The organism is Acuticoccus kandeliae (assembly GCF_003073115.1).
Genome location: NZ_QBBV01000001.1, coordinates 1470085 through 1490442 on the forward strand (window position 1 = coordinate 1470085; position 20358 = coordinate 1490442).

Consider the following 20358-nt stretch of genomic DNA (forward strand, 5'->3'; position numbering starts at 1 on the left):
CGTTTGAGGAGGTGGGAAGAGGTATTTACGAGGTATCGGATCGGTAAGGCGATCCGATACTACTAGACACTCATGGCCCGTACGCCACCCTAGGCAGCCACGTCGCCAGCGCCGGGAAGATGTAGACCAGCGCGAGGCCCAGGAGCTGGACGAGGATGAACGGGACCACGCCGCGATAGATGTGGCGCACCGTCACCTCCGGCGGCGCGACGCCCTTCAGATAGAAGAGCGCGAAGCCCACCGGGGGCGTCAGGAACGAGGTCTGCAGGCACACCGCCACCAGCACCACGAACCAGATCATCCGCGCGCCCGGATCGTCGGGGCCGACATCGAGCCCCGCGATCACCGGCGCCACGAACGGCAGGACGATCAGCGTGATCTCGATCCAGTCGAGCACGAAGCCGAGCAGGAAGATCAGGATGAGGACCGAGATCAGGATCCCGTCCTGCGAGAAGGGGAGGGAGGTCAGCGTGTGGTCGATGAACTCCTCGCCGCCGAGCGACTGGAACACGAAGGAGAAGGCCGTCGCGCCGAGGAAGATCGCGAAGATGAAGGCGGTCGTCTTCGTCGTCTGCTCGCACACCTCGCGCATGACGCGCGGGGAGAGCTTGCCGTGGGCGAGCGCCAGGAGCGTCGCGCCGAAGGCGCCGATGCCGGCCGCCTCCGTCGGCGTCGCGACGCCCGCGAAGATCGAGCCCAGCACCGCGATGATGAGGATCGCCGGCGGCAGCACCGACTTGATGACGCCGAACGCGTCCGACAGGCGCATCGGCTCGGCATCGGCCGGCACCGGGGCCGATTTCGGGAAGATCGCGGCGAAGACGATCATGTAGACGATGTAGAGGATGCCGAGGAGGACGCCCGGAATCAGCGCGCCCATGAAGAGGCCGCCCGCGTCGACGCCGGGCGTCCGGTCGGCCATCAGGACCAGCATGATCGATGGCGGTATCAGGATGCCGAGCGTGCCGACGGCCGAGATCGTCCCCGACGCGAAGACGGGACTGTAGCCGCTTCTGAGCATGATCGGCAGGCCGAGGAGGGCAAGCAGCACCACCGAGGCGCCGATGATGCCGGTGGAGGCCGCGAGCAGGATGCCGATCAGCGCGACGGTGATCGCGAGGCCGCCCGGCACGCGGCCAAACATCTTGACGAAATTCTCCATCAGCTCGGCCGCGACGCCCGAGCGGTCGAGCATCAGCCCCATGAAGACGAACATGGGCAAGGCGACGAGCACCCAGTTCGTCATGATCGCCCAGATGCGCTGGACGATGATGGAGAGCTGCTGGATCGTGACGCTGTAGAAGCCGTCGGAGAGCTGCGGCTCAAATACGGTCGCGGCGAGGACCGCGCTCGCGAGCGCGACGCCGCCGAGCACCCAGGCGACGGGGAAGCCGGCGAAGAGGATCAGGACGAACGAAACGAACATCCCGATGCACATGATCTCATAGAATTCCATCAGCGCGCCCCGCCATTCTCGACGCTCGTCGCGCCGCGCAGGAATGCGACGCAGCGGTGGAGACGCGCGATCGCGGTGAGGAGGAGGAGGCTGAGCCCCAGGATCAGCACGCTCTTGATGATCCAGTAGTTGGAGAGGCCCGCGGGCGAGCTCGACCGCTCATGATCGGTGTACGCCTTCAGGACGAACGGCCAGGAATAGTAGATCATCAGGAGGAGGAAGGGGATCAGGAAGAAGATGATCCCGAGCGTGTCGACCCACGCCTTCGCCTTGAGGCTGAAATTCTCGTAGAGGATGTCGACCCGCACATGGTCGTCATAGGCCATCGTGTAGGAGAGGCCGATGAGGAAGAGGGCGGCATAGATGTGCCACTGGATCTCCTCGAACTGCACGCTGCCCTGGCCGAGCGCGTTCTTCATGAAGACGTTGACGCAGATGACGGCGAGGAGCGCGACCCAGAACCAGCTCATGAACGAGCCGAAGCGCTTGATCGCCCCGTCGATCGCGCGCGAGAAGCCGGTCTCCGGCAACGCCGCGTGATGGACGATGTAGTTGAGGTCGTCCGGCTCCGTCGAAGAGATGCCGGGTGGGTTGCGGTCGGGCGTGGTCATCCATCCTCCGGGGCGGGCGCGTTGCGGGCGCGGCGTGGGCGGCCGCGCCCGGGGCATCGTCTCGGCCCGACGCGGCCCCCGCCAGGCGGCGGAGCGGCGCTCGGGGGCTCGCGCGCGGGTCTCAGCCCGCGCACGGGGGGTTATTGGCCTTCGGCGTCGTCGAAGTCGCGCGGGAGGTAGGCGAGGTCCTTCCAGGTCTTGTAGCCCTTCATGAAGGCTTCCTGGCTATCCAGAACCTTCTTGAAGTCCTCGTCCGCGGCGGCCTGCTCGGCCAGCACTTCGCCGCTCAGCTTCTTCAGGTCGTGCAGGAGGTCCTCGTTCACCTTGGTCGCCTGCACGCCGCGCTCCTTGAAGCCGCGGATGACCTCGCCCTGGATCGCCTCGCCGCGCGACAGGCTGAGCATGGTCGTCGCCGCGCACGCGGTGTCCATCATCGCCTTGGTCTGGTCGTCGAGACCGTTCCAGACGTCCTTGTTGATGATGAGGTGGAAGGCCGTGTAGGTCTGGTGCCAGCCGGGGAAGTAGTTGATCTTCGCGACCTTGTCGAAGCCGAGCGTCTGGTCGACGGCGGGCATCGAGAACTCGGACGCGTCGATCGCGCCCTTTTCGAGCGCCTGGAAGATCTCGCCGCCGGGAATGAGCGTCACCGAGGCGCCGGCCTTCTGGAGGACCTGGCCGCCGAGGCCCGCGAAGCGGATCTTGAGGCCCTGGAGGTCGGCGAGCGTGTTGATCTCCTTGTTGAACCAGCCGGCCGTCTCCGGACCGTTGATGCCGCACAGGATCGGGTGGACGTTCCGCTTGCCGTAGACCTCCTCGCCGAGGGCCTTGCCGCCGCCATCATACCACCAGGCGGTGAACTCCCAGGGCTCCATGCCGAACGGGCGCGCCGCGAAGAGCGGGGAGGAGGGGATCTTGCCGGCGTCGTAGCCGACCCAGGTGTATCCCGCCTCGATCGAGCCGTTCTGCACCGCGTCGGTCAATTCGAGCGGCGGCACGAGGTTGCCTGGCTCGAAGATGCGGAACTGGATCTCGCCCGCCGAGACCCCGTTGAGGAGATCGGCGACGATCTTCGCGTTCTCGCCGATCGCGGGCAGGTGCGACGGGAAGGCGTTCGGCACCTTCCAGCGGATGCGGTCGGTCGCGTGGGCGCCCAGAGTGAACGCAAGGGTCGCGGCGCCGGCAAGAACCAGCGTGGCAACACGCCTATTCATGAGTTTCCTCCCTCAGACATATTGTGAAACGTTTGCCGGCTGTTCGGGCGCAAGGGCTCGGTCATGTCGCGCGTATCCCCCCGCCGGATTGTTCTGATTTCGCCTTTAGGCTGCGCCGGCTGCCGGGAACGAGACCACAACACGCCGTCAGTTGGCAACTGACAAAACGCTGAGGTTGTATTTGGGCAATTGTTGCCATTTTCGTCGACCTCGCCTTGCGAGGCCGCGCCGACACGCCACACGTCAAGGTGGTTTAAAAGATTGTGAGAATTCCGAAATTTCTAAGATGGATGTGCCGCTTAGCGTTGGCGCTCTATATCCAATTTTCGGGATTGTTCGGCGCGCGTGCCATGGGGCTTCGACGCACGGCCGGATCGGGCGCGCCGGGCCGGATCATTTGGCACGCAAAAGAACACCGTGTACGAGGAGCGATCCCCGGGGAGCGCTACCACGCGTGAGCGGCGAGGATCGCCGGGCCAAAAATCCGTGTTGGCACGGGACGTGCGGCTGTGGGGAATTTATATGGGCAACGCACGGACGCGCGTCCGCCCCGTGCGTGGAGGGTATCGGGTGAGCGATTTTGATCCACGGCACGGTGAGGCCGTCCACGTCGCGAGCGGGATCGCGCGGGTGACCGCGCCGAACACGGGCCCGTTCACCGGGACCGGCACCAACACCTATTTGCTCGGCGAGACCGAGCTGATGATCGTCGATCCGGGGCCGAGCGATCCGGCCCACCTGGAGGCGCTCGTCAACGCGGTCGGCGGCCGGCGCGTCACCCACATCCTCGTCACCCACACCCACCGCGACCATGTCGACGGGCTCGGCGCGCTGCAGCGGGCCGTCGGCGGCGAGACGGTGGGCGAGGGGCCGTATCGCGACGCCCGCCCGCTGAAGCCCGGCGAGGTGAACCCGTTCGCGAGCGCGTCCGACACCGGCTTCCACCCCGAGCACCTCGTCGGCGACGGGGACCAGGTGTCGAACTCGGACGTGACGGTGACGGCCATCGCGACCCCCGGCCACACCGCGAACCATCTCGCCTTCACGATCGGCGACGACCTCCTCAGCGGTGACCATGTGATGGGCTGGTCGACGACGGTGATCGCCCCGCCGGACGGGTCGATGAAGGACTATATGAGCTCGCTCGACCGCCTGATGGCGCGACCGCACAAGCGCTATTTTCCGGGCCATGGGGATCTCATCGTCGAGCCGCAGCGCGCGGTCGCGGCGATGAAGTCGCATCGCCTGATGCGCGAGCGGGCGATCGCGGACCGCCTCAGCAAGGGCGACCGCACGATCGCCGAGCTCGTCGACGCGCTCTATGTCGGGCTCGACCCGCGCCTCAAGAAGGGGGCGGCGCTCTCCGTGCTCGCCCATCTCGAAAAGCTGGAGCTGGACCGCAAGGTGCACGCCGAAGGCTTCGGCACCGACGCGGTGTGGACGCCGGCCTGAGGCTTCATTCCGCGTCCTGATAGGCGTCGCGATAGTCCTCCCGCAGCGTCGTCTTCTGGATCTTGCCCGTCGCGGTGTGCGGGATCTCGTCGACGAAGACGACGCTGTCGGGCAGCCACCAGCGCGCGACGTGCGGGCGCATGTGGGCAAGGATTTCCGCGCCCTCCAGCGCGGCGCCCGGCTTCTTCACCACGATGAGGATCGGCCGCTCGGTCCATTTGGGGTGCGGCACGCCGACGACGGCCGCCTCGGCGACCGCGGGGTGGGACATCGCGAGATTCTCGAGGTCGATCGAGGAGATCCATTCGCCGCCCGACTTGATGACGTCCTTCGAGCGGTCGGTGATGCGCATGAAGCCGAGCGCGTTCAGCGTCGCGACGTCGCCGGTGTCGAACCAGCCCTCGCCGTCGAAATGCTCGTCCGCCGCGCCGCCATGATAGTGCGCGGTGACGGCGGGGCCGCGCACCATCAGGCGGCCGAAGGTCCGCCCGTCGCGCGGCATCGTCCGGCCCTCATCGTCCACCACCTTCAGCTCCACCGTGAAGGGCGGGCGGCCCTGCGATTCCTTCACGCGAAGGCGGCCGTCGAGGTCGAGCGCGTCGTGCTCGGGCATCAGCGTCGCCATGGTGCCGAGCGGACTCATCTCGGTCATCCCCCAGGCGTGGATCACCTCGATCCCGTAATCCTTCTCGAACCGCTCCGTCATCGCGCGCGGGCACGCGCTGCCGCCGATGATGATGCGCCGCACGGTGGAGAGGGGGCTGTTGGTGGCGTCCATATGGTTGAGGAGGCCGAGCCAGACGGTCGGCACGCCCGCGGTGCAGGTGACGCCCTCGGTCTCCATCAGCTCGTAGAGGGAGGCGCCGTCGAGCGCGGAGCCCGGCATCACCATCGCCGCCCCCTGCATCGGGGCGGCGAAGGGGAGGGCCCAGGAGTTGGCGTGGAACATCGGCACAACCGGCATGATCACGTCATGGCAGGAGGGGCCGAGCATGTCGGGCGCGGACATCGCGAGCGCGTGGATCACGTTGGAGCGGTGCGAGTAGACGACGCCCTTCGGCAGCCCCGTCGTGCCGGAGGTGTAGCACATGCCGCACGCGGCCCTCTCGTCGACCTCCACCCACTCGGCGGGCTCGATGTCGCCGAGCCACTCGTCGAACGATTCGATCGGCAGCGGGGAGGGCGGCAGGCCGGCGCGCGGGGCGAAGATCACGATCCGCTCGACGCTCTTCAATTGCGGGGCGATCGTCTCGATCATCGGCAGGAAGGTTGCGTCCGCGAAGAGGATACGGTCGGCTGCGTCGTTGATGATGAAGGCGATCTGTTCGTGGAAGAGGCGCGGATTGACGGTGTGGTGGACCGCGCCCGCCCCCATCACCCCGTACCAGAGGGCGAGGTGCCGGTCCGTGTTCCAGGCGAGCGCCGCGATCCGCTCGCCGGGGCGGATCCCGTCGGCGACGAGGCGGGCGACGATGCGCCTGGCCTCATGCCGGATCCCGGCATAGTCGGTCCGGGTGATCTCGCCGTCGGGCCGGCGCGTGACGACCTTGCGCGTCGGGTGAAAGACGCCCGCGTGATCGATGATTTTGTGGACCAGCAGTGGCCAGTCCTGCATGGAGCCGCGCATCGTTCACCCCGGCCATCCCATTTATGCAACCAAAAATGGGACGGGTTCGGCTGCCGTGCAACTCCGATTTGATCGCGCGGCAGCGATTGCGCCGCGCGATGAAGCGCTCAGGGGAAGAGGCGCGTGATCGTCCACCCCGACCCGCTCGGCACGAAGCGGAAGCGGTCGTGGAGGCGGTAGTCGCCATTCTGCCAGAACTCGATCTCGACCGGTGTGATGCGGTAGCCCGACCAGTGCGGCGGGCGCGGCACGTCGCCGGGGAATTCGGCGTCACGCTCGGCGACGCGGCGCTCGAGCTCGGCACGGTCCTTCGCCGGACGCGACTGGTCCGAGGCCCATGCACCGACCTGGCTACCGCGCGGGCGGCTCGCGAAATAGGCATCGGCTTCGGCTGGCGTCACCGGCGTCACGGTCCCGCGGACGCGGACCTGCCGGCGCAGGCTCTTCCAGTGGAAAAGCAGCGCCGCCTTCGCCGCGCCATCGAGTTCGTTGCCTTTGACACTCGTGGTGTTGGTATAGAAAACGAACCCGTCGCGGTCGTGGCCTTTCAGGAGTACGGTGCGCACGTTCGGCATGCCGCTTGCGTCCACGGTCGCAAGGGCCATGGCGTTCGGATCATTGATCTCCGCCGCGTTCGCTTCGGCAAACCAGGTTTCGAAAATTTCGTACGGGTCCGGGGCTTGTCCGGACAGCACGGAGGTATCGTTGAGGGTCGCGCTCATGCTGCGCTCACACTACATAGTGATGTCTTCATGATCAGACCGTGGTTGGGGATGACGGGGCGAGCCACCTTGCCCCGCCCTCACATTCGCTAGATTGGACAAGGATGGCGCGCGATCCATACACTGTTCTTGGGGTATCGAAGTCCGCTTCGGAAAGCGAGATCAAGTCCGCTTACCGTCGGCTCGCCAAGCGCTATCACCCTGACACGAACGCCAACGACCCGAACGCGCAAGAGCAATTTTCCGAAGTGAACACCGCCTACGAGATCGTGGGCGACAAGGAGAAGCGCCGCCAGTTCGATCGCGGCGAGATCGATGGGGCCGGCCAGCCGCGCTACCATGGGTTCGGCGGCGGCGGAGGCGCGGGCGGTGGCGATCCCTTCGCCGGATTCGGCGGTTTCTCGGGCGGCTCGCGCTATACGGGCGCGGCCGGCGCGGGCGGCGGCGCCGGGGGCGGCAGCAGCCGCTTCCGCTTTTCGACCGACGGCACCTCCGGCGTCGACGAGATCCTGCGCGAGTTCATGAGCGGGGCGAGCCGCGGCGGCGCCGAGCGCCAGTCCGGCTTCGGCAGCGCCCCGCCCCAGCGCGGCCAGGACCTCGAAGTCGTGGTGACGGTGACGCTCGAGGATCTCGCGAGCGACGAGAAGCTCCGCGTCTCGCTGCCGACCGGGCGCACTGTCGACGTCAAGATTCCGGCGGGCGCCGAGCAGGACCAGCAGATCCGCCTGCGCGGCCTCGGCCACGAAAGCCCGACCGGCGGCCAGCCGGGCGACGCGATCCTGACGCTGCGCATCGCCTCCCACCCTGAGTTCATCCGCGACGGGTCGAACCTCATCCTCGACCTGCCGATCACCCTCTACGACGCCGTCCTCGGCGCGAAGGTGCGGGCGCCGACGCTGACGGGCTCGGTCAACATCACGATCCCGGCCGGCTCCTCCGGCGGCAAGACGCTGCGCCTGCGCGGCCTTGGCCTGCCGACGAAGAGCGGGGGGAAGGGCGACCTCCTCGTCACGCTGCAGATCGACCTGCCGCGCGACCTCCCGCGCGACTTCGTCGACATGATGAAGCGCTGGCGCGAGGACGAGCCGTACCAGCCGCGCACCCCGTCCTGACCGCCTAGCCTGCGATCTCGCGAAGAAGCCACGCCGCGTGCCGTTCCAGGCCCGAAAGGGAGAGCGGGCCGCGGCGGTGGGCGAGGGGGACGTGGACGAAAAGCGTTCGCGGGTTGACCCCGAGCGCCGCGCCGTAGCTCGCATTGCAGATATAGGTCCCGGCGCTGGAGCTCGGCACGACCGGGAAGCCCGCGGCGCGGGCGCGCGCGGCGAGGCGGTCGACATCGAAGCGGGTGCGGTGCGAGCGGGGCGGCGGGGCGAGCGCCTTGCGGCCGGCCGCGTCCAGCGAGCGCGAGGCGTCGGGGAGGGAGACCCGCTCGTAGCGGATCCGGTGCGCGCGGCCCGCGACGCCGAACATCAGCACCCTCTCATAGTCCGCCGCGACCGCGGCGAGCGTGCCGCACACGTCCCATTCGGTCGCGAGCAGCAGCGTGTCGATGCCTGCGGGCGGCGCGGCGGCGATGGCGCGCACGAGGTGGCTCGTCGGGTTGTCGGGCATGCCGGGGAAGGGGCCGAAGCCGGTCACGAGCGTGCGCTTCTTCATGGCAGGCGTCCCAGGATGTCGGTGGCGGCCGCGCTCGGGGCGAGGGTTCCCTCGCGCACCGCCGCTTCCGCCTCGGCGCGCGCGGCGCCGGCGTGCTTGGCGAGGTAGGCGTCGAGCCCGTCGCGGATCATATCACGCATCCACACGACACCCTGCTCGCGCCGCCGCGTCGCGAGCCGTCCGTCCGCGGCGAGGCGGGCGCGATGGTCGAGGACGGCCTGCCACAGATCGTCGAGCCGGTCGCCGGTCGCGGCCGAGAGGGTGAGGACGCGCGGCGGATCCTCGGAGGCGAGGATCTTGACCGCGCTCAGCAACTCCGCCGCCGCCCGGCGCGCCGGATGGAGCGCGTCCCCGTCCGCCTTGTTGACGGCGATGATGTCGGCGCGCTCCAGAAGCCCCTTCTTGATGCCCTGAAGCTCGTCCCCCGCGCCCGGCAGCATGAGGGCGACGAAGGTGTCGACCATCTCGGCGACCGCGAGCTCGGACTGGCCGACCCCCACCGTCTCCACGATCACGATATCGAAGCCCGCCGCCTCCACGATCAGCATCGCCTCGCGCGTCTTGGCGGCGACGCCGCCGAGCGAGCCGGCGGAGGGAGAGGGGCGGATGAAGGCGTTCCGCTCGGCCGAAAGGCGCGTCATGCGCGTCTTGTCGCCGAGGATCGCGCCGCCGGTGCGGGTGGAGGAGGGGTCGATCGCGAGCACGGCGACGCGGTGGCCGGCGGCGACGAGCCGCATCCCGAGCGCATCGATGAGGGTGGATTTGCCGACGCCCGGAACGCCGGTGATGCCGACGCGGATCGCCTTGCCGGTGCGGTCGAGGAGCGCCTGGATCAGCGCGCTCGCCTCGGCGCGATGGTCGGCCCGGCGCGATTCGACGAGGGTGATCGCCCGCGCGAGCGCCGCGCGTTCGCCGGCGGCGACGCGCGCGGCGAGGTCGTTCAGGCCTGCGCCCGCCACACGATGCGCTGGAGCTCCGCCTTGTTCAGGATCTCGGCGGAGGGCAGACGGTCGAAGGGGCCGTCGAAGTCGGGGATGGAGAAGACCAGCTCCACATGGCTCGCGCCGCGCGCCTTGCAGATGGCCATGCCGACCCAGAGCGACTTGCCGGCCCGGCAGTCGCCGCGATTGACGCGGGCCTGGGCGAGCGTCATCCCGATGCGCTCGCCGTTGGGACCGGCGAGATGCTGGGCGACGCCGTGGACCTCGCCGACGGTGTTGCCGGGGCCCTTGAAGAACTGGACGGCCTGGACGTCGCCCACGAAGGCGGCCTGGGTCCAGACGGTGGTGTCTTCCTTGGCGGTCTGGATCGGGCGGATTTCTGCGCCCGGGGCGACGGAGGCGAGGACCTTCTCCTGGAAGGGCGTCCCGCGATGGATCGTGCCGACCCCGTCGTCCGTGATCGTGAGCCACGTGCTCGAAGACACGGTGGCCTCGGTGACGGGCTCGGCGGGCGTCGCCACGCAACCCGGCAGCATCAGGATGAGTGCAAGTAGGGAAAGTGAGCGGACCATGCCCGTGCCCTAGCAGGAGTGGATCGCACTGTCAGTGACGAGTGCGACCCATCCTCAATGCTTCGCCAAGCCGGTCGATGCAATCCTCTCGATCGATGAAACGCCCCGGAAATCTCCGATTTCCCGCTCACATTCGGCTGAACTGATGGCCCTCCTCGTCGGCCGAATCGGCGGGGGCGATGGGGGCCATGAAGTTGCCGTCCCCGTCGAAATGCAGCGAGGCGACGTGCAGGTGGCGGGGCAGGGAATGCGCCGTCGACTGGGAAAAGCGGGCGCCGCCGACCAGGGTCGCCTCGGGGCGGCGGGGCTTGTTGCCACGGTTGGTGAAGGTCATCGTCGTTTCCTCCTGTTGGGGAAGACTTGTTCTTCCCTTCGATGAGGAGACCTTGCCCGAACCCGGCTCAGCGTTCTGTGATGCCCATCACGCTTCTGTCGTTGGCGTTCCCGAAAGCACCGCGCGGCCGAAGGCGAGGGGGAGAAGCTCTTCGATCGTGTGATGGGTGACGATGGTCTGCGCGCGATTGGCGAGGATGATCTCGGCCCCTTCCACCGCAAATTCAGCGATCATCTGGCGGCAGCGCCCGCACGGGGCGGCGATGGTGTCGTCCGGCGGCAGGGCGGCCGGGTAGCCGATGACGGCGATGTGGGTGATCTCGCGCACGCCCGCGACAGCGGCGGCCGCGATGGCGTTCGCCTCGGCGCAGAGGCTGAGGCCGTAGGAGGCGTTCTCCACGTTGGAGGACGCGAAGAGGCGCCCGTCCGCCGCGCGCACCGCGGCGCCCACGTTGAACTTCGAGTAGGGCGCGTAGGCGTTGTCGGCGGCGGCGCCGGCGGCCGCGAGGAGGGCCGCCACCTCCGGACTATTCTGCGGCGGCACGCGAGGAATGACCGAGTCGCTCGTTGAGCGTCTTGAGGAGGGATTGGGCGGCGTCCGCGACGACGGTGCCGGGCGGGAAGACGGCGGCGGCCCCCATCTCGTGCAGGATCGGCACGTCGGCGGGTGGGATCACGCCGCCGATGGTGATGAGGATGTCCTCGCGCCCTTCCGCCGCGAGCGCCTTTCGAAGCTCCGGCAGGAGCGTCAGGTGCGAGCCGGCGAGGGAGGAGACGCCGACGATGTGGACGTCGTTGTCGACGGCCTGGCGCGCGCACTCCTCGGGCGTCGCGAAGAGCGGGCCGATATCGACGTCGAAGCCGAGATCGGCGAAGGCGGAGGCGATGACCTTCTGGCCGCGATCGTGCCCGTCCTGGCCCATCTTGGCGACGAGGATGCGCGGGCGGCGCCCGTCGGCCTCGGCGAAGGCGTCGGCCTGGCGCCGCACCTCTTCGATCCTGGCACCCATGCTGCCTGCCTCCCGCTTGTAGACGCCGGTGATGGAGCGCAGCTCGGCCGTGTGGCGCTGGAAGGCCGCCTCCATCGCGTCGCTCATCTCGCCGACGGTCGCCTTTGCCCGCGCCGCCTCGATCGCGAGGGCGAGGAGGTTGGCGTTGCCGCGCGCGCCCTCGGTGAGGGCGGTGAGGGCGGCGCGCGTCTTTTCCTCGTCGCGCTCGGCGCGCAGCTTGGCGAGTTTCTCGATCTGGCGGCGCCGCACGTCGGCATTGTCGACCCTCAGAACCTCGATCTCCTCCTCCATCCGCGCCTTGTAGCGGTTCACGCCGACGACGGTCTGCTCGCCCGAATCGATGCGCGCCTGCGTCTTCGCCGCGGCCTCCTCGATGCGCAGCTTCGGCGTCCCGGCCTCGATGGCCTTCGCCATGCCGCCGAGCGCCTCGACCTCCTCGATGTGTTCCATCGCGCGGGTGATGAGATCGTTGGTCAGCCGCTCGATCGCCGGCGCGCCGCCCCACGGGTCGATGAAGCGCGTGGTGCCGCTCTCCGCGGCGATGACGAGCTGGGTGTTGCGGGCGATGCGGGCGGAGAAGTCCGTCGGCAGCGCGATCGCCTCGTCGAGCGCGTTGGTGTGGAGGGACTGGGTGCCGCCCTGCGTCGCGGCCATCGCCTCGATCATGGTGCGGCCGACATTGTTGTAGACGTCCTGCGCGGTGAGCGACCAGCCGGAGGTCTGGCAGTGGGCGCGCAGCGACAGGGAGCGCGGATCCTTCGGCGCGAAATTCTTCTCCATCAGCGTCGACCAGAGATAGCGCGCGGCGCGCATCTTCGCGACTTCCATGAAGAAGTGCATCCCGATCGCCCAGAAGAAGGAGAGGCGCGGGGCGAAGGCGTCGACGTCGAGGCCGGCGGCGATGCCGGTGCGGACATATTCGAGACCGTCCGCGATGGTGTAGGCGAGCTCGAGGTCCGCCGTCGCCCCGGCCTCCTGCATGTGGTAGCCGGAGATCGAGATCGAGTTGTATTTCGGCATGTTCTCCGCCGTGTAGGCGAAGATGTCCGACACGATCCGCATCGACGGGCGAGGCGGATAGATGAACGTGTTGCGGACCATGAACTCCTTCAGAATATCGTTCTGAATGGTGCCCTTGAGGTCCTTCTGCGGCACGCCCTGTTCTTCGGCGGCGACGATATAGAGCGCGAGGACCGGGAGCACCGCGCCGTTCATCGTCATGGAGACGGTCATCTCGCCGAGCGGGATGCCGTCGAAGAGGGTCCGCATGTCGAGGATGGAATCGATCGCGACGCCGGCCATACCGACATCGCCCGCAACGCGCGGGTGATCCGAATCGTAGCCCCGGTGGGTCGCGAGATCGAAGGCGACCGAGAGGCCCTTCTGCCCCGCCGCGAGGTTGCGGCAGTAGAAGGCGTTCGACTCCTCGGCCGTCGAGAAGCCGGCATATTGGCGGATCGTCCAGGGCTTCTGGACGTACATCGTCGGATAGGGCCCGCGGATGAAGGGGGCGAGGCCGGGGGCGGTGTCGGTCGGGAAGGTGCCGATATCGGCCGCGCTCGAATGCGGGTGGATGACGATGCCTTCCGGGCTCGTCCATGGCGGCGCGGCGCTGTAGGCCGCGAGGGGACGGGCCTTGTAGGGGATGGCGGAGAAATCTGGGACCATCGTGTCAGCCCTCGAATGGCGCGGCGGCGCGCGAAGGAGTGATGGGCGGCGCTGAGAGCGGCGCGTCCGTGGCGCCGGCGCCGACGAGGTCGGCGAGCGTCGAGCCCGCCATCGCCGAGGCGAGGAGGTCGCCGAATTCCGGCCCGAACGGGCGCAGCACGCTCCCTTCGGGCGGGGCGACGGGCGTCGCGTCGGGGATCGGCGTGGGGTCGGCCGGCGGATGGCGGGTGACGCCGATGATCGTCGCCTTGCCCGCCTTCAGCGCGTCCTGTGCCGCCGCCGCCGATTGGACGACGCGCTCGGCGAGCGCACCGCTTGCGATCTCCTCGATGAGGCCCGCCTTCTCGTGCGCCTGGAAAAGCGCCCAAGCCTCCTCGCCGATCGCGTCGGTGTAGGCCTCGATCGCGCCCGATCCCGCACCGGGATCGGCGATCGCCGCGACGTGCGACTCTTCGAGGAGGAGGGACTGGATGTTGCGCGACATGCGCCGGGCGAAGGGCGAGCCGACCCCGTCGAACGGAAGCACGGTCACGCTGTCGGCGCCGCCGGTGCCGGCCGCGAAGGCAGCGATGGTGAGGCGCAGGAGATTGGTCTGCGGATCGCTCATGGAGAGCATCCGCGCGGCGGTGGTGGCGTGGAGATGGACGCGGGCCGCGACGCCGCACGCCTCGCCGAGGAGGGCGAAGAGGCGCCGTGCCGCGCGCAGCTTCGCCATGGTGGCGAACTGGTCGACCGTCGCCGTCAGCGCGACCTGGAAGCGGGGGAGCGTCCGCTCGGGGCCGACGCCCTCCGCGTCGAGCGCGCGCATGGTGGCGGCGGCGGAGGCGAGCGCGAAGGCGAGCTCCTCGGCCGGCGTGGCTCCGGCCTCGGCGACGATCCGGCCGTCGGCGCACAGGATCGTTCCGCTCGGCACGAGGTCGGCGATGGCGGTGAAGGCGCGGGCGAGGCGGGGGAACACCGTCTCCGGACGCGGCATCGTGCCGCTCGCCGCGAAGGCGCCGATCGGGTCGATCCCGGCGTGGATGAGCTGGGGTGCGGTCGCCCGCGTCTCGGCGAGCGCGAGGAGGAGGGTCAACGCCTCGACGGCCCGCCCGCCGGCCTCGACCGAGATCGGCACGAGGTCGAGGAGGACCCCGTCTAGCCGCGCGTCGAGCTCTGCGACGGAGTTGACGGTGAGGCCGCGCCCGAACGCACCCGGCGCCCCCGCGAAGACGAGGGAAAGACCCGTCGCGCCGTTCTCGAGATCCTCGCGGGCCTGGGCGGCGGCGATCGAATCATCGTCGACCCGCTGCACCACGTCCCACGCGCGGTGGTCCTCTCGCCCGGAATAGATCGCCTCGGCGGGCGAATAGAGGGGTTGGAGCACCGCACCGTCGGCCGTGTGGGTGGTCAGCGTGTCGAAGGGAGCGCCCTTCAAGGCTTTTTCCACCAACGGGCGCCACGCCTCGTGCAGACCGGCTGTCACCGTATCGACCATATCTGTTCCTCCAGGCTGGAGTATGGTCAAGGAACGGCGGAAGGCAACACGAAGGACCATGCCATGGATATCGACGCTATCCTGAAGCGGATCGACGACCACCTCGACGAGAGTGTCGCGCGGCTGTTCGCGCTCCTGAAGATCCCGTCGATCTCCACGGATCCCGCCTATGACGAGGCCTGCCGCAACGCCGCGCACTGGCTGCGCGAGGATCTCGCCGCGCTCGGATTTCTCGCCGAGGTCCGCGACACCGAGGGCAAGCCGATGGTGCTTGGCTTCCCGAACGAGGTGGCGGCGAACGACAAGCCGCACGTCCTCTTCTACGGCCACTATGACGTGCAGCCGGTCGATCCGCTCGACCTCTGGGACGCGGACCCGTTCGAGCCGCGCCTCGTCTCGCGCGAGGACGGCTCGCAGATGATCGTGGCGCGCGGCGCGTGCGACGACAAAGGCCAGCTGATGACCTTCATCGAGGCGATGCGGGCGATCCTCGCCGTCGAGGGTCGCCTGCCGGTTCCGGTGACGGTGCTGATCGAGGGGGAGGAGGAATCGGGCTCGCCGAGCCTGCCGGGCTTCCTCGCCAAGTCCGCGTCCGAGATCCGCGCCGACGCCGCCCTCGTGTGCGACACCAGCATGTGGGACGCGAAGACGCCCGCGATCGCGCTGTCGCTGCGCGGCCTCGTCGGGGACGAGATCTTCATCCGCGCGGCCGACCGCGACCTCCACTCCGGCGTCTTCGGCGGTGCGGCGCGCAATCCCAATCATGTCCTTGCAAAAATCCTCGCCGATCTGCATGACGACACCGGCAAGGTGATGATCCCCGGCTTCTATGACGGGGTGGGCGAGCCGGCACCGGCGACGCTCGCGAACTGGGACGGTCTCGGGATGAGCCCGGAGCGGTTCCTCAGCCCGATCGGGCTGTCGCAGCCGGCCGGGGAAGAGGGGCGGACGGTGCTGGAGATGGTCTGGTCACGCCCGACATGCGAGGTGAACGGGATGATCGGCGGCTACACCGGCCGCGGCTTCAAGACGGTGATCCCGGGCGAGGCGAGCGCGAAGATCTCCTTCCGTCTCGTCGGAGACCAGGATCCGGACAAGCTGCGCAAGAATTTCCGCGAGTTCGTGAAGGCGCGCGTGCCGGCGGACTGCTCGGTCACGTTCAAGGCGCACGGCAACGGCCCGGCGCTGCGCGTCGACGAGGAATGGCCGATGCTGAAGAAGGGCGCCGCCGCGCTCGCCGCGGAGTGGGGCACGGAGACCGCGATGGTCGGCATGGGCGGCTCGATCCCGATCGTCCACGATTTCAAGCACAAGCTCGGCATGGACACGCTCATGATCGGCTTTGCGCTGGAGGATGACAACGTGCATTCTCCCAACGAGAAATTCGACCTCAAGTGCTTCCACAAAGGGATCCGCTCCTGGGCCCGCGTGCTTGCCGCGCTGTGATCCGCGTTCGATCGTGAAACTTTCGACATTGTAACTGTTGCGAAGCGCAATATCTACGTAACAAAAATTACAACAGTGTCTGTATAAGTGTCGTAGCTCGACAACTCGATTGGGGGAATTTCATGAGCAACACTGGAATGGCAACCGCGTCTGATCCGCTATACGGCGAACTGACGATCAACTGGAAGTGGATGCTCGCGCTGGGCATCCTGATGACGGTTCTGGGCGTCATCGGCCTCGGTCTCACCTATGGCCTGACGATCCTCTCCGTCATGTGGTTCGGCGTGCTCTCCGTCGTCGGCGGCATCGCGCAGCTGATCGACGCGTTCAAATGCAAGGGTTGGAAGTCGGTCGCGGCGCACGTGATCCTCGGCCTTCTCTATCTCGGCGCGGGTATCGTCCTCATCACGATGCCGGTGCAGTCGGCCTGGTGGCTGACGCTCTTCATCGGCGCGATGTTCTTCGTGACCGGCATCATGCGCCTCATCCAGGCCTTCCAGATGAACGGGGCCGGCGGCTTCCGCCTGTTCATGGGCCTCTCGGGCATCGTGTCGATCCTCCTCGGCGTGATGATCTACTCGATCGTCGACTTCCCCGAGGCGGAGACGCTCGCCACCGTGGAAGGCGCGGTGGGCTGGTTCCGCGAATGGGGCTGGGTGATCGGCCTCTTCGTGGCGCTCGAATTCATCGTCCACGGCGCGTCGCTGATCGGCCTGTCGCTCGCCGCGCGCAAGGCGTCGAACTTCCTGTCCGGCCACTCGGGCACGGCCGCGACGGCCTGAGGCGCGTCGCAGATTCCTCCAAGGCGTTCGCCTTGCTGGCGAAGATCGGATGCGGGGCCTCGGCCCCGCATTTTTTTTGTGCCCGGCTCAGGCCGCGGGAAGGCCCGCGAGGGAGTGCAGCGTCACCGCGGGGGACATGTCGGCATATTCGTCGGCCTCCTGCGCGCGGTTGATCCAGACCGTGCGGAAGCCGAAGGCGCTCGCGCCCGCAATGTCCCACCGGTTCGAGGATTGGAACGAGATCGAGGCGGGGAAGAGGCGGAAGCGGTTCGTCACGAGCTCGTAGACGCGCGGGTCGGGCTTGTAGATCGCGAGCGAGTCCACGGAAATCACCGCGTCGAGGAGGTCGGCGATGCGCGCGCCGGTGACGGCGGCCTCCAGCATCTTCGGCGAGCCATTGGACAGGATCGCCGTCTGCGCGCCGCCCTGCTTCAAGGCGGCGAGGACGTCCATCACCTCCGGATAGGCGTCGAGCGTGTGATAGGCCTCGAGCAGCGTCTCGCGCATCGCCACGGGGGCGGACGAGATCTTCGCGAAGGCGAAGTCGAGCGCGTCGACCGTGAGGTCCCAGAAGTCTCGATAGCGCCCGGCGAGGCTGCGCACCCAGCTATATTCGAGCTGTTTCGCCCGCCAGAGCGCCGACAGGCGGTCCGCGTCGGGGCCGAGATCGACCGCGTGCCGGCTCACCGCCGAGTGGACGTCGAACAGCGTTCCATAGGCGTCGAAGACGTAGACCGCGTGCATGGCCTTTTCCCTCTCTCGCTCTCGTCCTACACCAGCATATCCCCCGCCGCCTCTTTCGGGCGCGTGGGCGAGGGAATGGACGCGGCTCGATCGCGGCGTCCGCCCCCAAGCGAAGGATTGAAGAACATGGTGAACTGGTCGGCAACGTGGACGTGGATGGAAGGGGACTGGTTCTCCGGCAATCAGGCGGTCATTGGCCCGCGCACCCATGCCTTCTGGCTCGGCTCGTCGGTGTTCGACGGCGCGCGCGCGTTCGAGGGGGTGACGCCGGACCTCGACCTGCATCTGGAACGCGTCAACCGCTCGGCCGAGGCGCTGATGCTGAAGGCGACGATGAACGTCGGCGAGATGACGGAGATCGTCGCCGAAGGGCTGACGAAATTTCCCGCCGGCACCCCGCTTTACATCCGACCGATGTACTGGGCCGAGGATGGCGGGCCGAGCGCGGTCGCGCCGAACACCGAATCGACGCGCTTCCTCCTCTGCCTCTACGAGACCCCAATGCCGGAGCCGAAGGGCGCCTCCATCACCGTGTCGCCCTTCCGCCGGCCGACGATCGAGACGATGCCGACCAACGCGAAGGCCGGCTGCCTCTATCCGAACAATGCGCGGGCGCTGACGCGGGCGCGCGACAAGGGCTTCGACAACGCTCTGGTGCTCGACATGCTCGGCAATGTGGCCGAGCTCGCCACCTCCAACGTCTTCATGGTGAAGGACGGGGTGGTGCTGACGCCGCGCGAGAACCGGACCTTTCTCGCCGGCATCACGCGCGGGCGCGTCATGTCGCTGCTCTCGGCCGCGGGCTATCGCGTCGAGGCGACGACCCTCACCGTCGCCGATTTCCTCAACGCGGACGAGATCTTCGCGACGGGGAACTACAGCAAGGTGACGCCCATTACGAAGATTGAAGACCGGGTTCTGCAGCCAGGACCCGTATCGCAGGCGGCGCGGACCCTTTATTGGGAATACGCTCACGCTTAAAGCTGGGCACGCATTGGGTTCGGGCGATTCGCGCTTGAAGGCGGCCTCGCCCGGCCTAATTCGCGCTGCAACGAAACCGCGCGGGGATTGCCGCGCGACAATGGAGGACGCAGATGTCGTTCCAACTTCCCGACCTGCCTTATGCCTATGATGCGCTGGCGCCTTACATGTCGGCCGAGACGCTCGAATATCATCACGACAAGCACCACCAGGCTTACGTGTCGAACGGTTCGAAGCTGCTCGAAGGTTCGGGCCTCGAAGGCGCGTCCCTCGAGGAGATCGTGAAGAAGAGCTTCGGCACGAATGCCGGTCTCTTCAACAATGCCGGCCAGCACTACAACCACATCCATTTCTGGAAGTGGATGACCCCGAATGGCGGCAAGGGCACGATGCCCTCCGAGATCGCCTCGAAGATCGATTCCGACCTCGGCGGCTACGACAAGGCGCGTTCCGACTTCCTTGCGGCCGGCGCCGGTCAGTTCGGTTCGGGCTGGGCCTGGATCGCGGTGAAGGACGGCAAGCTCGAGATCATGAAGACCCCGAACGGCGAGAACCCGCTTGTCCATGGCGGGACCCCGATCCTCGGCGTCGACGTGTGGGAGCACTCCTACTACATCGACTATCGCAACGCCCGTCCGAAGTATCTGGAAGCCTGGTTCGACAACCTCGTGAACTGGGAATACGTGGCCGAGCTCTATTCCAAGGCCTGAGGCGCTCTAAGCACCGTCAGGACGAACATGCGGCGGGACCGGAGACGGTCCCGCCGCATCTGTTTTCAGTAGCGATAGCTGCATTGGGACTGGATCAGCCGTCCCGAGATCTTGCCCGACACCGGGCCCTTCCAGGATTCGCAGGCCCCGAAGGAGGGGAAGCAGCCTGTGAAGGTCACGCCCCGCGACGGGCTCCCCCCGACGATCCCCGACACGCGCCCGACGATCTCGAACTCCGGATAGTCGCGACACTGCGGGGTGTAGGAGTTCACCTCCGAGATCATGAAGGCGGTGTTGACGCCTTGCGCGGCGGCCGGAGTGGCGGCGGCGACGGCCGCGAAGCCGGAGGCGGCGACGGCGGTGGCGAACATGGCGTTGCTGAAGAATTTCATTGTCCTGGTCCCTCTCTGGTGGCCGCTTCGTTGCGGCGATGGGACCGATATGTGCGGGCCGGATGACCACGGAAGGCGGCGGGCCGGGCCAAGCGCCCAAGCTGTGACGGGGGTCACGTCGCGGGGCGGAAAATCGTCGCCGTGGGACGATCCGGCGGGGCGATCCGGCCGGGCGCGCCGGCCGGATCGGGTGGCTACTGCCGGTAGCGGCAGCTGTTCTGGATCAGCCGGCCGTCGATGTGGCCGGAGAGGGGGCGGCGCCAGTTCTCGCACGCCGCGATGCTCGCAAAGCAGCCGGTGAAGGAGACGCCGCGGGCGGGCGAGCCGCCCATGATGCCGGAGACGCGGCCGACGACGGGCGCGTCCGGATGGTCGCGGCAGCGCGGCGTCACGGCGTCGACGCGGGCGATGAAGAACTGGGTCTCGACGCCCTGCGCCACCGCATCGCCGTGAGGCGCGAGAAGGGCGGCGGCGAGGAGCGCGGCGGGGAGGAGGGCTTTCATCGTCATCGGGGCTCCCGGGGCGAAGGTGGCGTGGTCGGGGGAGGGGCCGCCTCGGCGGCCCCAC

21 protein-coding genes are annotated in these 20358 nt (G+C 68.0%); 6 read left to right on the plus strand and 15 right to left on the minus strand.

Features of this window, described 5'->3' with window-relative positions:
- Positions 1 to 70: 70 nt before the first annotated feature.
- From DBV35_RS06725 to DBV35_RS06735, 3 genes are all read right to left on the minus strand, one after another.
- Positions 71 to 1456: a TRAP transporter large permease gene (locus DBV35_RS06725; protein WP_108659414.1), complete on the minus strand. Its 1386-nt coding sequence runs from the start codon at positions 1454 to 1456 to the stop codon at positions 71 to 73.
- On the minus strand, positions 1456 to 2067 hold the full coding sequence (locus DBV35_RS06730; RefSeq protein WP_157961612.1) for a TRAP transporter small permease subunit: 612 nt from the start codon (positions 2065 to 2067) through the stop codon (positions 1456 to 1458). The genes DBV35_RS06725 and DBV35_RS06730 overlap by 1 nt, the downstream gene beginning before the upstream one ends.
- A 140-nt stretch (positions 2068 to 2207) precedes the next feature.
- A complete protein-coding gene (locus tag DBV35_RS06735; RefSeq protein ID WP_108659416.1) occupies positions 2208 to 3278 on the minus strand; it encodes a TRAP transporter substrate-binding protein in 1071 nt (356 codons plus the stop codon).
- A gap of 570 nt (positions 3279 to 3848) precedes the next feature.
- Here DBV35_RS06735 and DBV35_RS06740 point away from each other — a divergent pair.
- The gene (locus tag DBV35_RS06740) at positions 3849 to 4730 is read left to right on the plus strand and encodes an MBL fold metallo-hydrolase (protein WP_205648491.1); all 882 of its coding nucleotides are present in this window, start codon (positions 3849 to 3851) and stop codon (positions 4728 to 4730) included.
- 4 nt (positions 4731 to 4734) lie between these two features.
- Here the strand turns inward: DBV35_RS06740 and DBV35_RS06745 are convergent, their stop codons facing one another.
- Positions 4735 to 6345 carry a long-chain-fatty-acid--CoA ligase gene (locus DBV35_RS06745; protein WP_342752350.1) on the minus strand — a complete coding sequence of 537 codons (1611 nt, stop codon included), beginning with the start codon at positions 6343 to 6345 and terminating at the stop codon, positions 4735 to 4737.
- 119 nt (positions 6346 to 6464) lie between these two features.
- Complete coding sequence (gene pdxH / locus DBV35_RS06750) at positions 6465 to 7079, minus strand: pyridoxamine 5'-phosphate oxidase (protein WP_108659419.1); 615 nt, start codon at positions 7077 to 7079, stop codon at positions 6465 to 6467.
- A 104-nt stretch (positions 7080 to 7183) separates the two neighbouring features.
- On the opposite strand from pdxH, the gene DBV35_RS06755 reads away from it, so the two are divergent.
- Entirely contained in the window at positions 7184 to 8191 is a 1008-nt protein-coding gene (locus tag DBV35_RS06755; protein ID WP_108659420.1) for a DnaJ C-terminal domain-containing protein, read from the plus strand.
- Positions 8192 to 8195: 4 nt separating this feature from the next.
- Here DBV35_RS06755 and DBV35_RS06760 read toward each other — a convergent pair whose 3' ends face one another.
- The 7 genes from DBV35_RS06760 to DBV35_RS06790 all read right to left on the minus strand — a co-directional run bounded on the left by DBV35_RS06760 (position 8196) and on the right by DBV35_RS06790 (position 14676).
- On the minus strand, positions 8196 to 8735 hold the full coding sequence (locus DBV35_RS06760; RefSeq protein WP_108659421.1) for a pyroglutamyl-peptidase I family protein: 540 nt from the start codon (positions 8733 to 8735) through the stop codon (positions 8196 to 8198).
- Positions 8732 to 9694, minus strand: a complete 963-nt coding sequence (gene meaB / locus DBV35_RS06765; protein ID WP_108659422.1) for a methylmalonyl Co-A mutase-associated GTPase MeaB — start codon at positions 9692 to 9694, stop codon at positions 8732 to 8734. The genes DBV35_RS06760 and meaB overlap by 4 nt, the downstream gene beginning before the upstream one ends.
- Positions 9676 to 10248: a DUF1131 family protein gene (locus tag DBV35_RS06770; RefSeq protein ID WP_108659423.1), complete on the minus strand. Its 573-nt coding sequence runs from the start codon at positions 10246 to 10248 to the stop codon at positions 9676 to 9678. Before DBV35_RS06770 ends, meaB begins: the two co-directional genes overlap by 19 nt.
- Positions 10249 to 10375: 127 nt before the next feature.
- On the minus strand, positions 10376 to 10582 hold the full coding sequence (locus DBV35_RS06775; RefSeq protein WP_108659424.1) for a hypothetical protein: 207 nt from the start codon (positions 10580 to 10582) through the stop codon (positions 10376 to 10378).
- Positions 10583 to 10669: 87 nt separating this feature from the next.
- The gene (locus tag DBV35_RS06780) at positions 10670 to 11101 is read right to left on the minus strand and encodes a cytidine deaminase (RefSeq protein WP_205648492.1); all 432 of its coding nucleotides are present in this window, start codon (positions 11099 to 11101) and stop codon (positions 10670 to 10672) included.
- Positions 11102 to 11108: 7 nt separating this feature from the next.
- Positions 11109 to 13259, minus strand: coding sequence for a methylmalonyl-CoA mutase (scpA, locus tag DBV35_RS06785; RefSeq protein WP_108659426.1), 2151 nt, complete (start codon positions 13257 to 13259; stop codon positions 11109 to 11111).
- Between the two features lie 4 nt (positions 13260 to 13263).
- On the minus strand, positions 13264 to 14676 hold the full coding sequence (locus DBV35_RS06790; protein ID WP_157961613.1) for a methylmalonyl-CoA mutase family protein: 1413 nt from the start codon (positions 14674 to 14676) through the stop codon (positions 13264 to 13266).
- A gap of 123 nt (positions 14677 to 14799) precedes the next feature.
- Here DBV35_RS06790 and DBV35_RS06795 point away from each other — a divergent pair, with 123 nt between their 5' ends.
- Positions 14800 to 16182, plus strand: coding sequence for a dipeptidase (locus DBV35_RS06795; RefSeq protein ID WP_108659428.1), 1383 nt, complete (start codon positions 14800 to 14802; stop codon positions 16180 to 16182).
- 122 nt (positions 16183 to 16304) lie between these two features.
- Positions 16305 to 16964, plus strand: a complete 660-nt coding sequence (locus tag DBV35_RS06800) for an HdeD family acid-resistance protein (RefSeq protein WP_108659429.1) — start codon at positions 16305 to 16307, stop codon at positions 16962 to 16964.
- 87 nt (positions 16965 to 17051) lie between these two features.
- Here DBV35_RS06800 and DBV35_RS06805 read toward each other — a convergent pair whose 3' ends face one another.
- Positions 17052 to 17708, minus strand: coding sequence for a haloacid dehalogenase type II (locus tag DBV35_RS06805; RefSeq protein WP_108659430.1), 657 nt, complete (start codon positions 17706 to 17708; stop codon positions 17052 to 17054).
- Between the two features lie 126 nt (positions 17709 to 17834).
- Here DBV35_RS06805 and DBV35_RS06810 point away from each other — a divergent pair, with 126 nt between their 5' ends.
- Both DBV35_RS06810 and DBV35_RS06815 read left to right on the plus strand, forming a co-directional pair.
- Complete coding sequence (locus DBV35_RS06810; RefSeq protein ID WP_108659431.1) at positions 17835 to 18689, plus strand: branched-chain amino acid aminotransferase; 855 nt, start codon at positions 17835 to 17837, stop codon at positions 18687 to 18689.
- Between the two features lie 113 nt (positions 18690 to 18802).
- Complete coding sequence (locus tag DBV35_RS06815; protein ID WP_108659432.1) at positions 18803 to 19399, plus strand: superoxide dismutase; 597 nt, start codon at positions 18803 to 18805, stop codon at positions 19397 to 19399.
- 65 nt (positions 19400 to 19464) lie between these two features.
- Here DBV35_RS06815 and DBV35_RS06820 read toward each other — a convergent pair whose 3' ends face one another.
- Both DBV35_RS06820 and DBV35_RS06825 read right to left on the minus strand, forming a co-directional pair.
- Positions 19465 to 19791, minus strand: coding sequence for a hypothetical protein (locus DBV35_RS06820; RefSeq protein WP_108659433.1), 327 nt, complete (start codon positions 19789 to 19791; stop codon positions 19465 to 19467).
- A gap of 194 nt (positions 19792 to 19985) precedes the next feature.
- A complete protein-coding gene (locus DBV35_RS06825; RefSeq protein ID WP_108659434.1) occupies positions 19986 to 20300 on the minus strand; it encodes a hypothetical protein in 315 nt (104 codons plus the stop codon).
- Positions 20301 to 20358 lie beyond the last annotated feature (58 nt).